This is a genomic window from Martelella radicis (genome assembly GCF_014196625.1).
Classification (GTDB): domain Bacteria; phylum Pseudomonadota; class Alphaproteobacteria; order Rhizobiales; family Rhizobiaceae; genus Martelella; species Martelella radicis.
On sequence record NZ_JACIDZ010000010.1, the window covers coordinates 163,166 to 177,660 of the forward strand.

The 14,495-nt window shown below is 61.8% G+C and carries 10 protein-coding genes; 7 read left to right on the forward strand and 3 right to left on the reverse strand.

All coding sequences use genetic code 11. The annotated features are described in order from the left end of the window. Positions 1-118 precede the first annotated feature (118 nt). A complete protein-coding gene (locus GGR30_RS15360) occupies positions 119-2,014 on the forward strand; it encodes a glycosyltransferase family 2 protein (RefSeq protein WP_183487835.1) in 1,896 nt (631 codons plus the stop codon). Between the two features lie 42 nt (positions 2,015-2,056). Here the strand turns inward: GGR30_RS15360 and GGR30_RS15365 are convergent, their stop codons facing one another. The 3 genes from GGR30_RS15365 to GGR30_RS15375 form a co-directional block, all read right to left on the reverse strand. Continuing rightward, complete coding sequence (locus GGR30_RS15365) at positions 2,057-2,380, reverse strand: hypothetical protein (RefSeq protein ID WP_183487837.1); 324 nt, start codon at positions 2,378-2,380, stop codon at positions 2,057-2,059. A gap of 189 nt (positions 2,381-2,569) precedes the next feature. Continuing rightward, complete coding sequence (locus tag GGR30_RS15370) at positions 2,570-6,127, reverse strand: S8 family serine peptidase (protein WP_246413918.1); 3,558 nt, start codon at positions 6,125-6,127, stop codon at positions 2,570-2,572. Between the two features lie 247 nt (positions 6,128-6,374). Further along, entirely contained in the window at positions 6,375-7,913 is a 1,539-nt protein-coding gene (locus GGR30_RS15375) for a winged helix-turn-helix domain-containing protein (protein ID WP_183487839.1), read from the reverse strand. 457 nt (positions 7,914-8,370) lie between these two features. On the opposite strand from GGR30_RS15375, the gene GGR30_RS15380 reads away from it, so the two are divergent. The 6 genes from GGR30_RS15380 to GGR30_RS15405 all read left to right on the forward strand — a co-directional run bounded on the left by GGR30_RS15380 (position 8,371) and on the right by GGR30_RS15405 (position 14,461). Then, positions 8,371-9,084, forward strand: a complete 714-nt coding sequence (locus GGR30_RS15380; RefSeq protein ID WP_183487841.1) for a FadR/GntR family transcriptional regulator — start codon at positions 8,371-8,373, stop codon at positions 9,082-9,084. Beyond that, positions 9,081-10,250: a PLP-dependent transferase gene (locus GGR30_RS15385; protein WP_183487843.1), complete on the forward strand. Its 1,170-nt coding sequence runs from the start codon at positions 9,081-9,083 to the stop codon at positions 10,248-10,250. Before GGR30_RS15380 ends, GGR30_RS15385 begins: the two co-directional genes overlap by 4 nt. 38 nt (positions 10,251-10,288) lie before the next feature. After that, the gene (locus GGR30_RS15390) at positions 10,289-11,542 is read left to right on the forward strand and encodes an ABC transporter substrate-binding protein (RefSeq protein WP_183487845.1); all 1,254 of its coding nucleotides are present in this window, start codon (positions 10,289-10,291) and stop codon (positions 11,540-11,542) included. Between the two features lie 76 nt (positions 11,543-11,618). Next, on the forward strand, positions 11,619-12,542 hold the full coding sequence (locus tag GGR30_RS15395; RefSeq protein ID WP_183487847.1) for a carbohydrate ABC transporter permease: 924 nt from the start codon (positions 11,619-11,621) through the stop codon (positions 12,540-12,542). A 4-nt stretch (positions 12,543-12,546) separates the two neighbouring features. Further along, positions 12,547-13,380, forward strand: coding sequence for a carbohydrate ABC transporter permease (locus tag GGR30_RS15400; protein WP_183487849.1), 834 nt, complete (start codon positions 12,547-12,549; stop codon positions 13,378-13,380). A gap of 13 nt (positions 13,381-13,393) precedes the next feature. After that, positions 13,394-14,461 (forward strand): ABC transporter ATP-binding protein, encoded by a 1,068-nt coding sequence (locus GGR30_RS15405; RefSeq protein WP_183487851.1) that lies wholly within the window; start codon positions 13,394-13,396, stop codon positions 14,459-14,461. Positions 14,462-14,495: the final 34 nt, after the last annotated feature.

Below are 14,495 nucleotides of genomic sequence, written 5' to 3' on the forward strand. Positions count from 1 at the left end.
CGCAAAGAATCTTTGCGTGCATTGTCAAAAATAACACTTACATGTTGTGATTTTTCGGAAAGGGAGCTTTACTAGAAGCCTTCTAAATACGCGCATAGCGGGTTGAAAGGAGGTTTCGATGAAGGCTTCGCCCTTGTCCGCGGACACGCGCACAAGCCCGAAGTTCTCCGCCCGGCAGCGCTGGGCGGCAACCGATCCGCTTGCAGGCGAGCGTCGCATGCTGCGCCGCCTGGGTTTCAACGATGCGCTTATCGAAAGCTGCGAGGCGGCGGCGCGCCGCAACGGCACAACCATCGAAGACGAGCTTCTCGCCGAAGGCTCTGTTGTGCAGGAGACTTATTATCGCAGGCTCGCATCCTATCTGGGGCTGCCTTTCACCGTTGCGATCGATGCCGAAGCGGTTGCCGACCGGCCCAAGATCGATCGCCTGCTTGCCGTTCCCTCGGGCCTGCGCATCGAAGGCGGCGAAGGCGGAGCGACCTATGCCATCATTCCGCGCGCCAGGGACCTGGCAGACCTGCACCGCCGCCTCTCGGGTCGGCCTGCCATTCGCCGGGCCGTGGTCGTGACCATGCCGTCGACAATCCGCAAAACCGTCTGGGAGGTAGGGGCCGCCCGGCGGCTTGCCGGTACAATCCACCGGCTGATGATCTGGGAGCCGCGCTTTTCGGCCCGGATCGTGTTCTGGGGAAAGCAGGGCTTTCTCCTCGGCGGCGGCGTTGCCAGCTTTCTCGCCGGCCTCGCGCTTTTCACAGCCGAGACATTGCTTCTGGCGCATATCCTGTTCTCGGCTCTCTACGCCCTTTCCCTCCTCATCCGCCTTGCGGCCGTGAGGGCCGGAGCGAGGCCGGAACCGGAAGCGACAGAAGCAGCGGTTGAAGGTCCGGTGCCGGTTTATACGGTATTGGTCGCGCTCTACCGTGAGGCCAACATGATCCCTCAACTCGTCGAGCACATGAAGAAGCTGAACTGGCCCGCCTCGAGGCTTGATATCAAGCTTGTCTGCGAGGCGGATGACAGCGCCACCATGGCTGCAATTGAGGCCGAAACCCTGCCTGCGCATTTCGAACTGGTCCGCGTTCCTCCGGCCCTGCCGCGGACCAAGCCGAAGGCGCTGAACTATGCGCTTTCCGGCGCCCGGGGCACATACCTCACCATCTATGACGCCGAAGACCGTCCGCACCCCGATCAACTGCGCGAGGCCTGGCAGACATTCAGCCGGGGCCCAGCCACACTCGGTTGCCTGCAGGCGCCGCTCGTCGTGGGCAATATCGGACAGAACTGGATATCGGCGCTGTTCGCCTGCGAATATGCAGGCCTGTTCCGCGGCATATTGCCGTTTCTGGCGCGCCATCGATTTCCCTTGCCGCTGGGCGGCACCTCGAACCATTTCAGAACAGAGGTTCTGCGGCGGTGCCGCGCCTGGGACCCCTACAATGTGGCAGAGGACGCCGATCTCGGCCTCAGGCTTCACCGTCTCGGCTATCATTGCGGCGTGATCGGCCGGCCGACCCTGGAGGACGCGCCGGAGACCGTCAGAGCCTGGATTTCCCAGCGCTCGCGCTGGATCAAGGGCTGGCTTCAGACATTGCTGGTGGCGCTGCGCGAGCCCTCGCGGCTGTTTTCCGAACTTGGCACGCTCGGTGCGCTGGTTTTCCTGGCCAACGGGGCGGGCGTCATCCTGTCCTCGCTGTTGCATCCGCTCCTGTTTGTGGCGCTGGCCATGACGATTGCCGCGATCATTCACCCGGACTACAATCCCGGCCCACTGCACCAGATGCTGTCGGGCCTCGATCTCGCCAATATCCTGGCAAGCTACTGGGTATTTCTGAGGCTCGGCCTGTCGAGGATGGAACCGGACGAGGCGCGACAGATGCGCGCCGATGCCCTTTACCTGCCGTTCTACTGGCTGATGCTTTCGGCCGCCGCCTGGAAGGCATTCGCCGAACTCTATCACGCGCCGTTCCTATGGCGGAAGACCGCCCACAGGCCCAACGCGCAACGACCCGGATGAAGAGGGCGGGAAAGCGGGCAAATAGGGAACGACGCCTGGCGCTCAGTTCCTTACGATGACGAAGCGGATATCATCCTTGGTGCTGCCATAGACCCGGTCGCTGAAAGAATCGACGGGCAGGTCGATCGTTCCGATATTAGGGCTTGCGATACCGGAGAGGATGATGGTGCGGCCCCTGCGTTCCCATTGGTTGATGCGGGCGACGCCGTTGATGCTACCCAGGCCTTCGACCTGGTTGCAGGCAAAGGTGCTGACGCGCCCCTTTTGCGCATTGAGAGCGCTTTTGTGGAATTCAACCGAGCAGCTTCTGCTGGTCGGGCCAATGGCGGGGTACATCTTCCATTTGCCGATGATCGAATCGGGCATTTCCTTTTCACCGGCTGGCTTCTGGGGGGTCGGCATGGCTGGAGCAGATGGGATCGCGCCATCCGAAACCGTACAGCCGGCCAATCCCACCAGGAGAAAGAGGCCAGCGCTGGCGAAAACGGAAAAGCTTGTTCTTGAAAGGTCGGGTTTCATGAGACGGTGTTCCTTGTCTTGATTGCGCGAGCCGCCTTAGAATTCGAAGCTGGCGTTGAATGAGAAAACCTGGCTGGTGAGGTTGTCGCGAAACTCGGCTTCATAAGAAGCGCCGAGCGTGAAGCGGTCGGATGCGACCGCGTTGAGCGAAAGGCGTCCGACGAAGGCATTGCGGCCGATATCGGCGCCGTCGGCCTCGAAGCCTCCGCCCAGAATGCCGAGCTGCGAAGACCGGTCCAGCTCGCCGATGTCATAGCGCCATCCGAGGCTGGCCACGGGCTCGAAAACCATGCCGTTGTCCCGCGCGAAACGGCGTGACAAGTCGAGCGCCAGCGTGGTCTGCGTTTGCGAGAAGGTGTCCTCGGGCACGGCAAGACCGAACAGGCTTCCGGTCTCGTTCATGGCGTTGCGGTGAAAACCGCGGTAGCCAAGCGTGGCCGAGGGCGTCAGGGTCAGCGGCGACAGCTCGAAATCCTCAAACGCGGAGACCTCCGCAAAGCCGCCGATACCCTCGCCGCTGGCGCTGGCCGTCGCCGCATAGGCACCGAGCGCAGTGGACCGGCTGGTCGAAAGGTCGCCGTAGGAAAGGCCGCCGCGAACGGCAAGGGTGGGCCCGTCCGTCACGAAGGTGGCGTAAACCGCACCCTGATAGGTGCCGATGTTTCCGGCGCCGTTGGCGCCTGCCGAAATGTCCGCATATTCATAGGAACCGGCGATGCCTGCCGCGTTTCGGCCGAGATCCCAGTCGATGCCGAACGCGCCGTTATTGGCTCTCGCCTCGTAACCGGCAAGGCCGTTGGCGGAGCCGACGTCGGTGGCGGCGTGATTGCCGCTGATCCAGATTTCGCCCGCGCCGTATGGCGTCCCGGTTTCCGAAAGCCGGCCTTCGGCAAGGCCCATCTGCCGCTCGCCGATGCGGTCGGCAAACCGGCCGATTGCGCGGACAGCGCTGGATCCCATTTCAGCATGAAGCTGGCCGGTCATCGAGGGCAGCCCGGCTGAAAGCGCCGCGGCATTGGCCTGGTAAAGCTGGTTGAAGCCGTCGTTGAACACAGGGTCGGGCCGCACGCCCGCTTCCGGCCGTCCGGCATCGATCGCCGCCGCAAGCGCCCCTTCATTGCCGGAAAGCGTGATGCCCCATTCGGAGAGGTCGGCATAGTTTTCCGGCGTTGTTGCAAGCGAAAGCGCATCCGGCCAATAGAGAACATCGAGACGCGTGCCCGGCGCGAGGCCCGCATCGGGCTGTTCAAGGCTGGTGAAGCTTCCGCTCACCACGCCCGACTGCGTCTGCACAAAGGTGAAGACCTCCCCCGGCGCCGGCGTGAAGGTGTTTGTGGCCGCCCCCGAAATGCCGCGCAGGCGCGGAGCAATCATGCCATTGGCGGCAAAGCCGTTTCCCGGTCCGGTCACGATGATCCGGTCGTAATTGCCCGCGCCGTTCTGCGTTCCCGTTCCGTCGACATCGATCTGCGTGGTCGCCGTCTCGGCGAGCGCGACATTGCCGACGATGGTCAGCGTGCCGGGCGAATGCCCGGGCGCAAGCGTGCCCCCGACATTGACGTCAGAGACGACGAGGCCGGTTCCGCCAAGCGTGCCATCCGGTCCGATATCGAGCATTGGTGTCGTCAATGATCCATCGACCGCCATAAACCCGCCCTCAACACCGGTTCCGGCCTTGAAGGTCGCGTCGCTGACGATCGAAAGTGTTCCCGTCCCCACCTTCTCCAGAACGCCGTCGCTTTCGAACGAAACGATCCATGTCGTATCGGAGCCGTCCGCTCCGACGGTGAAGACTCCGTCCCCGATCATGCCGACAGGCGCGACCGAGAGCGCGCGGTCGAGCCGGACGAGCCCCCAGCCATAGATCGCGTCAACGCCTGCCGCGCCCAGATCCTCGGCCGTCATGAACAGGATCCTGACGATCTCAGCCGGGGAGAATGTCGGATAGGCCTCGGTAAGCACGGCGACCGCGCCCGAGACATTCGGCGCCGCCATGGAGGTGCCGCTTTCCACGCCGTATCCGGACCCTACGAGGCTTCCCGCCTCCGGAAGGGTCGAATAGATGCCGCTGTCGTAGTCGATGTTCGGGTTTGCGCCGAAGGGCGGTTTCTGGTTTCCCCCGGGGGCCGCCACGCACCATTCCCTGGCAACGCCGCATCGGTTGGAATAGGGCGCGATTTCATTATAGGCGTCGAGGGCGACGACGACGACGATCCTGCCGCGCGCGACGCCATCCCGTTTTTCCGCCGCGCTCAGAGCTTGCGCAGAAGTGAAGCTGAGGTCGAGGCCCGTTCCCTCGTCATTGTAGATCAGGCTGCCGGATGAATTGGTCGCGTTCTCGTTTTCGGGGCGGATGAACGGGAACAACCCATTCCCGCTCGGATTTTCCGCCACGATGGGAGCGAGCTCGTATTCGTTCCCGGCAGCCATGACGATGATCTGGCCGGCATCCAAGCTTGCGCGCATGGCCTTGGCGCTGTTGAGAATACCCGCCTGCTCTCCGACCGGGAGCTCCCACGTTTTCTCGCCGGGATCGATGTCCGGGCCGAAACTGCCGTTGATGACTTTCACATCCTCAAACTGGGAAAGGTAGTTGAAACTGAACGCGCCTCCGAGCGCATCGCGATCAACGGGCTCGCACTTATCGTAAAGCAGGCCCGGACCGCATATCTGCAGATCATCGATATCGAATTCTTCGGGCTCGCCCCCGTTTCCCAGGTCCACGGTCACCTTTCCGGCTGCGCCGGGGATCACGCCGACCGAGAGGAGCGTCGCCTCCGGCGCCACCCCTTCCATACCGAAGCCGTTGCGGCCGGCTCCGACAATGCCGGAAACATGCGTGCCGTGACCGTCAATATCGTACGTGTCCGTCGGCCCCTGTTCGAAGCCGGCTTCAAACTCGGCCACGGTCAGGTCTTCGTAAGCGAGGTTCGTGTCGAACCAGTGGAGATAATTGACCGATCGCGGGTCGACACGGCCTTCGAATTCCGGATGCACGGATCCGTCGGGCCGCCGGTCGATGCCCGTGTCGATGACGCCGACGACAACGCCCTTGCCGGTAATGCCTTTCCTGATTGCAGCATCGGCATGCATCGCATCCAGCGAATAGTTCCGCTGGTATTCGTTGAGCGTGTCTTTCGGGATATCGGGGTTGCCGCCGGGATAAGGCGAGGTGCGTTGCGCCGCCGCCTTCGCAATGCCCGGCGTCGCGGCAATCGAGGCTTCGGGAAAAAGACCGGCGAGATGGCGGCCGGAGGCGACTGCGCGCGCGATCGACGCTGCGAGATCAGGGCGAAGCGCGCGCGCCTCGGAATCGATCACTGCAGCCCGGCCCGGCGTCAGGCGAGTATTCTCGACGATGCTGGCGAGGAGCGATCCCCTGCCGTATGCCGCTGCCTGGCTCAGCGCCGCACGGAGCGCCTGGGAAGAAACCGTTCGGCCGACCTGCGCCGTCTCGGATGCAGCCCCGTCCGCCGTCTCCGCCAGGGCCTGCGCACCGGAAGCAAGCAGCGTGGAAGCCAGCAGAACCGGCAGCGCCAGGCGCGGGGAAAGCAAACCCGGAATGGAAGGGCGAGAGGTGGGGCGCGCGAGCATAAGAACGTCCAATCATGACCGAATACAAACAGGTTCCGGACATCGAAAAAGCCGTCATCGCGCCTGTCCAACCATCACGAAGTGGACTGTGGCATGCATTTCCGGTTCACCGATCCCGAACCAGGTCATCGTGACACAAAACTATTTGCTCAATATTTGAAAATCCTGATTCTTCACGCCATCTTTATTTGATGCATGTCGTTTTAAACCGGAAGGAACACTACCTGAGCGCGATTAAAGCCGAACCTCATCGAGGTGGATCGGCGAGACCATCCCTGATTTCCCGACTTACGACGCCATCGCCGAAGGCCAAGGTGAATGCCGCAATCGGCCCATCCATGATGTTTTTGCGATGGGCGCGGTTCTTGAAGCGACGGCCGAAAACATTGAAAAGAAGCTGCAGGATGTGGGCCGCGACGCTCGATGTCATTTCGGATTGCGTGAAAGTCCATCGCGACGGATCAGCCGGAATGTCAGGGTAAAGCAGGAGCGCGAGACGGTTGTGGGCGAGCGGCACGGTCTCCCTGAGGCCTTCCGCGAGCTCCGTCAGATCTGTGTGCCTTTCGCCGGCACGCAGGGCGGCTGCCTTCATCAGCATCAGATAGACGTAGAATTCGCTGCCGGCTTCCGAGAGGTCGATCGCCTCGTCATAGAGGCGGCAGGCCTCCGCGATCCTGCCATCGACGGCTGCGATTTCGCCGCGCAAGGCGGCGGCCGTGGCGAAGGCGGAACCGTCTTGCAGGGCGTCGCTCACCAGCCGTTCCGCAAGCGCTGTATGGCGATTGTCGACGAAGAGCAGAAGTTTCGCGACGGCAAGGCCGTGTTCCGGCGTCTTGTCCAGAGTGGGAAGAACCGAGAGGCATATCCGCTCGATCTCGTTTTCGATCTCCCGCCACTCCTTCTGGATCAGCCACTGATCCGGCTCGCTCATGCTCTGCAGCAACCGAGCGTAAAGATTGAGAGCCCACATGATCCTCAGACGTTGATCCTCGGGGTTTTCCCGTATCGCGCTTTCGAGCATCGCGGCATTGTCACGCCAGCTTATCTTGTCGCGGTTTCCACTCAGCAGCAGGGCCGCATCATGCTGCCTGATCCACGGCGGCGGGTCCGTGGGCAGACTGCCGCTCGGCGGCGGCATCGCCAGATAAGACCAGATGGCCTGCAGGACGGTCGCCGCCCCGGCATCATCGCTGTCCATATGCCGGTCGATGCGCTTGACCCCAATCAATTCGCCCGCATGCCGCAAGAGAAGTGCCGCATGCAGAACATCCTGATGGCGATGGACAATCACTTCGATCGCGAAGTCCTGCGCTGCACCTTGCGGGTTCTCGTCGATTGTCACCGACTTCTCCGCGCCGAGGCCCGCCTGCAGCTCCTCACGGAGCTCGGCGATATAGGTTCTTGCCGCCGCGCCGCCACGTTCAAGCCCGCGAACGGGCCCGATTCGAAGAAAGGCTCCCGAAGGCGCGGAGCCGCCCTCCGCCCGCGGGGCGACCCAAACATAACCCTCGCCATATTGCGTGCGGATGAATCGCGGCGCGCGCGGGCTGTCTTTCAGCTTGCGCCGAAGCTGGTTGATCAGAAAGTCGACATGACGATCGCCGATGCTCCAGCTTTGGCCTTCAAGCGCAGTCAGAAGATCGCTGCGGCTTACGAGGCGTCCGTTGTTGGCCACGAAGTGCCGCAACACGGTCCGCTCCTGCCGGGTGAAGGAGAGCTCCTCCCTCTCTCCATCGCGTTGCGCGAAGAGGAAATCACTTGAGAATTCAATATCTAGATACCGCATGCATCATGTTCTTAAGGCCTTGCCAGCGCATGGTAAAGCATGGGTAACGCTAACACGAACCTGTCGTTCCGCAGGGCGCCCTGAAGGGAGCAAGATCGATGTGCGTCCGCATTTCCGCCGGTCCGCACGGTAAGGAAACTGGAGTGACGCACTGCTCCGTGGCCGGAAGGGTCCGAAACCGCACCATCGGCTTGCGGATCAAGGCGCTTTCATATCGGACAACCGGAGGCTGACGGTGAGGCGGAAAAGTCTTCGTGCCGCAATGGCCTCTTGACAGAAGGCGCTGTTTGTTTTGCTATGATGTCAGACCAATTTATAAGAACGACAATCAGGGGAACGCCGGAAGGCTTCTTGAGAAAACCGGTCTGAAGCGGGCGCTGATCCCGTCTGACGCCACGCACGGCCTTGCTGCTGCGGGAACGGTTTCTCATGCCTACTCGGCAAACATGGCTGACGAATGAGCAACGAAAAGCCCGCTATCATGCCGCTTGCGCCGGTAAGCCGCGTCCGACAGGTTGCCGACGCCGTGGTGGATTATGTGTCGCGCTCGGGCCTCAAGCCCGGCGACCGCATCCCGGCCGAACGCGAACTGATGTCGGCCCTCGGCGTCGGGCGTTCGACCATCCGCGAGGTCATTCGCCACTTCCAGTCGCTTGGCGTGATGGAGACCCGCAAGGGCAGTGGCACGTTTCTTCTGAAGCCGATCTCCTCGGCCACCATCCACATGCCGCTCTCGCTTGATGCCGTTAATCTGCGCGATGCGCTGCTGCAGACGCTGGAAGTCCGCCGCGGCATAGAGGCGGAAGCGGCCATGGCGGCAGCGCGGCGGCGCACCGCCGCCGACCTGAAGGTCATTGCGGAAAAGCTGAACGAGATGGAGCGCGTCCATCTGTCAAAGGGCACTTCGGGGCCGGAGGACCTCCAGTTCCACCTGGCGATCTACGATGCCACGCATAACCCGCTCTTCCGGCAGCTTCTGGAGCAGATGCGCGAAGCCTTCGAGAAATTCTGGGCGGAGCCGTTCGACCGCCCCGATTTCGCCCGTCGGTCCTTCCCTTACCACCGCACCCTTTTTGACGCCATCACCGCTCAGGACACCGAGGCGGCGCGGCGTGAAACGCTGAAGATCCTCGACGTCGTCGAGGAAGACATCAAGGAAATGTCCAAATGAATGACGGCCTCTCCCAAGCCGAAGAAATCGCGCTGATCGGCGCTCATGACGAGGGCCATGCCTTCGGCGCGGTCGTTCCCCCGATTGTGCAGACGTCGCTTTTCACCTTCGAGAATTACGACGAGATGGTCGAAACCTATTCAGGTCGCAAGGAGCGCTTCGTCTATTCCCGCGCGTTGAACCCCACCGTCCGGGTGTTCGAGGAGATGCTGGCGCGCATGGAAAGGGCGGAGGACGCCGTCGGCTTTGCCAGCGGCATGGCGGCAATTTCGTCTTCCGTCATCACTTTCGTCGAGCCCGGCGACCGGATCGTGGCCGTGCGCAATGTCTATCCTGATGCCTACAGGCTCTTCGGCACCATTTTGAAGCGGATGAAGGTCGAGGTCACTTATGTCGACGGGCTCGATCTCGAGGCGGTCGACACGGCGCTGAAGGGGGCAAAGCTGTTCTACATGGAAAGCCCGACAAGCTGGGAAATGGAAGCACATGATGTCGGCGCGTTGGCCGCGATTGCCAGGAAGCATGGCGCGGTCTCGGTCATCGACAATTCCTGGGCAAGTCCGGTTTTCCAGCAGCCGATCACCCTCGGCGTCGATCTCGTCCTGCATTCGGCCTCCAAATATCTCGGCGGACACAGCGATGTCGTTGCCGGCGTCGTCGCCGGCTCGAAGGAAATGGTCGCGCGCCTGCGCGGCGAGGCCCTGTCCTATCTCGGCGGCAAGCTGGGGCCCTTTGATGCCTGGCTTCTGACGCGAGGGCTCAGGACGCTGAGCGCCCGGATGAAGGCGCATGAGGCGTCTGCCCTGGAAATCGGAAGACGGCTGTCGGCGCGTGATGACGTCACAAAGGTCTGTCACCCGGGCCTGAAAAACCACCTGCCTCCCGGACTTAGCGGCACTTCGGGCCTGTTTTCCTTCCACCTTTCCGAAGAGGTCAACATCAAGACCTTCTGCGACCATCTCGAACTCTTCAAGCTCGGCGTGAGCTGGGGTGGCCATGAAAGCCTGATCGTGCCCGGCGAGGTGGTACTGGCACAGAAAGCGCAGCCGAATTCGGCCCATGCCTTCGGCATGAGCCCGCGCTCCGTGCGCATTCATGTCGGTCTGGAGGGAACGGAAGCGCTCTGGCGCGACCTGGAGGCGGCGCTGGCCGCCGCCAAAAACTGAAAACGCAACACTCAGAAAGCAAAGCAAGGGGAATGAACATGAAGAAACTGCTCGCTGCAACATGCCTGTCGGCGCTGATGGCGGGGGCCGCCCACGCCGAAACGCTGACCCTGGTCGAGGTCATCACCAGCCCGGCCAGAACCGAGACGCTGGAATCGATTGTCGCCACCTTCGAGGAAGCCAACCCCGGTACGGATGTCGAAATCATCTCGCTGCCCTGGGGCGAAGCCTTCCAGAAATTCGCAACCATGGTTTCCGCCGGCAATATTCCCGACGTGATCGAGATGCCGGACGCCTGGGTCGCGCTTTATGCCAATAATGGCATGCTCGAAAGCCTCGAACCCTATCTCGCCGACTGGGAATATACCGATGGCCTGACCGAACGCGCGCTCGAACTTGGCCGCGAAGTCGACGGCACCGCCTATACGCTGCCCTATGGCTTCTACCTGCGCGCCATGTTCTACAACAAGAACCTGCTGGAAGCCGCCGGCATTTCAAAACCGCCGGCAACGCTTGCCGAGTTTACCGACGCCTCTGCCAAGATTTCCGAAATGGACGGCAAGTATGGCTATTGCCTGCGCGGCGGCGCGGGCGGATTGAACGGCTGGCTGATGTATGGCGCCGACATGGCCGGCTCCAACAAATTCTTCGAGGAAGACGGCACGTCGACTGCCAACCAGGAAGGCTGGGTCGAGGGCTTCCAGTGGCTGATTGATCTTTACCAGAACGGCTATGCGCCAAAGGATTCGGTCAACTGGGGCTTTAATGAAATCGTCGCCGGCTTCTATTCCGGCACCTGCGCATTCCTCGACCAGGATCCGGATGCCCTGATCGCCATCGCCGAGCACATGGACGAGAGCGACTACGGCGTGACCACCATGCCGAAGGGTCCGTCCGGCAAGACCTTCCCGACCATTGGTTATGCCGGCTGGTCGATGATGGCGGCATCGGAAAACAAGGATCTCGCCTGGAAGCTGATCGCCACGCTCGAAGGACCGGAAGGCAATGTCGCGTGGAACAAGCGCACCGGCGCGCTTCCCGTCCAGAAGGCTGCAGAAGAAGACCCCTTCTATGACAGCCCGCAATTTGCCGGCTGGTTCGAGGAACTGAACGATCCGGATGCCGTGCCGACAGTGATGCCGACCTATCTGGAAGAATTCGGCTTCTTCAGGGATTCGCTTGCCATCTCGACCTCGCAGCAGGCGCTGCTCGGCGAAATCTCAGCTCAGGAAATGGCCGACGAGTGGGCCGACTACCTGACCAAGGCGCAGAAGAAGCATCTTTCCAAGTAACCGCTCCTGTTTCGGTCGGCAGTGGGTCTTCCTGCTGCCGACCGGCGCCCTTCTTCGAAAATTCAAAGGACTGACAATGACCGATGCGGTGGACAACCGCGCCAGAAAACCTCTGGCGAAACGGGCGAGCGCGTTCTTCGAGCCGTATCTCTATAGCGCTCCGGCGCTCTTTCTGATTGCCGCCGTCATTCTGGTGCCGCTTGTCGTGGGCATTTCCTATGCCTTCCGCGATATCCAGCTTCTCAATCCGTTTTCCGGCGGCTTTATCGGGCTCGACCATTTCCATGCGCTGGCCGAAGACAAGGCCTTTCGCCGCGCGCTCGGCAATACGCTGTGGTGGACCGGCGCTTCGGTGATCTTGCAGTTTATCTTCGGCCTCATTCTGGCGCTGCTGCTCGACAAGCCGTTTGTCGGTCGCGGGCTGGTGCAGGCGCTCGTCTTCCTGCCATGGGCCGTCCCGACCTTTCTCGCCGGCCTCAACTGGGCCTGGATGTTCAACCCAGTCATCGGCCCGCTGCCGCACTGGTTTCATGCGCTGGGGCTGATGTCCGAACCGGAAAACATTCTCTCCGACCCGGCCCTTGCCATGTGGGGCCCGATCGCCGCCAATGTCTGGTGGGGCATTCCCTTCTTTGCCATCACCATGCTGGCAGCGCTTCAGTCGATCCCGCGCGACCTATACGAAGCCGCCGCCATCGATGGCGCAGGCCCGGTGCAGCGGTTCCTGTCCATCACCTTGCCGTTTCTGGCGCCGACAATGGCGATCACCATTCTTCTGCGCACCGTCTGGATTGCCAATTTCGCCGATCTCATCGTGGTGATGACCTCGGGCGGGCCGGCAAACCGCACGCAGATCGTGGCGAGCTATATCTTCACCCAGGCCTTCCGCAAGCTCGATTTCGGCTATGCCTCGGCCATCGCGCTCGTGCTGCTGGTGCTGCTTCTGGCTTACGCGCTGCTGATCATCCTCCTGCGCCAGACATTGCTGAACAAGGGCTGAGACGATGCGACCGAAGAAAATAGCCCTCACTGTGGCCCACCGCCTCGCCATCCTCGTTTATGTGGTCTTTGCGCTCTTCCCGCTCTACTGGCTCCTGAAAGTGGCCGTGACGCCCAACAGGCTGCTCTACAGCGAAGGCGTCAGAATGTGGCCGTCGCGGATGACGCTCGAACATTTCGATTTCGTGCTGCGTCATTCCGATTTCCCGCTGTTCTTCAGAAACAGCGTCATCGTTTCCGGTTCCACCGCCATAGCCGTCACCATCGTTGCCTCGCTTGCCGGCTATGCGCTTTCGCGCTTCGCCTTCAAGACCAAATACTGGATCGTGGCGCTGATGCTGATCACCCAGATGTTCCCGCTGGTCATGCTGGTCGCGCCGATTTTCAAGCTTCTGTCGCCGCTCGGCCTGACGGATACGCTGGCCGGCCTGATCGTCGTCTACACCGCCTTCAACGTGCCCTTTGCCACTTTCCTGATGCAGTCATTTTTCGACGGCATCCCGAAGGATCTCGAGGAGGCGGCGATGATCGACGGGGCGACGCGCTTCAAGGCGTTTCGCCAGATCATCCTGCCGCTGACGCTTCCCGGAATCGCAGCGACGCTCGGCTTCGTCTTTACCGCCGCATGGAGCGAATTGCTGTTTGCCCTGATGCTGATATCCGGCAACAGCGCGGCGACATTCCCGGTGGGGCTCCTGACCTTCGTTTCCAAATTCTCTGTCGATTTCGGGCAGATGATGGCCGCCGGCGTGCTTGCCCTCATCCCCGCCTGCATCTTCTTCCTGGCAATCCAGCGCTATCTCGTCAAAGGCCTGACTGCCGGCGCCGTCAAAGGCTGAAAGGACTTCCAAAATGGCTTCCATCGATATCTCGGACGTGCGCAAGAGCTACGGCAGGACTGCCGTGCTGCACGGGGTCGACCTCAACATCGAAGACGGCGAGTTTGTGGTTCTTGTCGGTCCCTCGGGCTGCGGCAAGTCCACGCTTTTGCGCATGATCGCTGGCCTCGAGGAGATTTCCAGCGGCGATATCGCCATTGCCGGCAGACGGGTCAATGACCTTGCGCCGAAGGACCGCGACATCGCCATGGTGTTCCAGTCCTATGCGCTCTATCCGCATATGAGCGTTGCCGACAATATGAGCTACAGCCTGCGCCTGCGCCGCCAGCCGCGCGAAACCATCAAGTCGGTCGTCGGCGGCGCTGCGACAAAGCTCGGCCTCAATCCTCTGCTCGAGCGGCGTCCGCGTGCGCTTTCCGGCGGCCAGCGGCAACGCGTCGCCATGGGCCGCGCAATCGTGCGCGAGCCGAAGGCCTTCTTGTTCGATGAGCCGTTGTCGAACCTTGATGCGCGCCTGCGCGAACAGATGCGCGCCGAAATCAAGCAGCTTCACAAGAATATCGGCGCCACTTCGATTTACGTGACGCACGACCAGATCGAGGCGATGACGCTTGCCGATCGGATCGTCGCCATGAATGGCGGCATCGTCCAGCAGGTGGGAAGTCCGCTCGACCTCTACGACCGCCCCGTCAACCGTTTCGTTGCGGGCTTCATCGGCTCGCCCGGCATGAACTTTCTCGAAGGACAACTCAGGCTGAAGGAGACCGGCCCGGTGCTGGCGCTCGATCGGGACGTCGAAGTCGCGCTGCCGGTACGCCCCGGCATGGAGGATGGCAGCGTCATGACGCTCGGCATTCGTCCCGAGCATGTCGCGCGCTCCGCGGCAAGCGCGGCCGTTACCGCCGAGACCCAGCTTATCGAGCCGACCGGTTTCGGCATTATCGTGCATCTGAATGTCGGCGGGCAGGATCTCAAGATGTTCACCCAGGATCGGGCCGCGCTTCAGTTCCAGGGCGAGATCACGGTTTCCCTGCCATCAGACCACCTCCATTTCTTCGATGACGCCGGTGATCGCGTCTAGGCAACGTCCCGGAGACAGGAACGGCCCGGCGGTG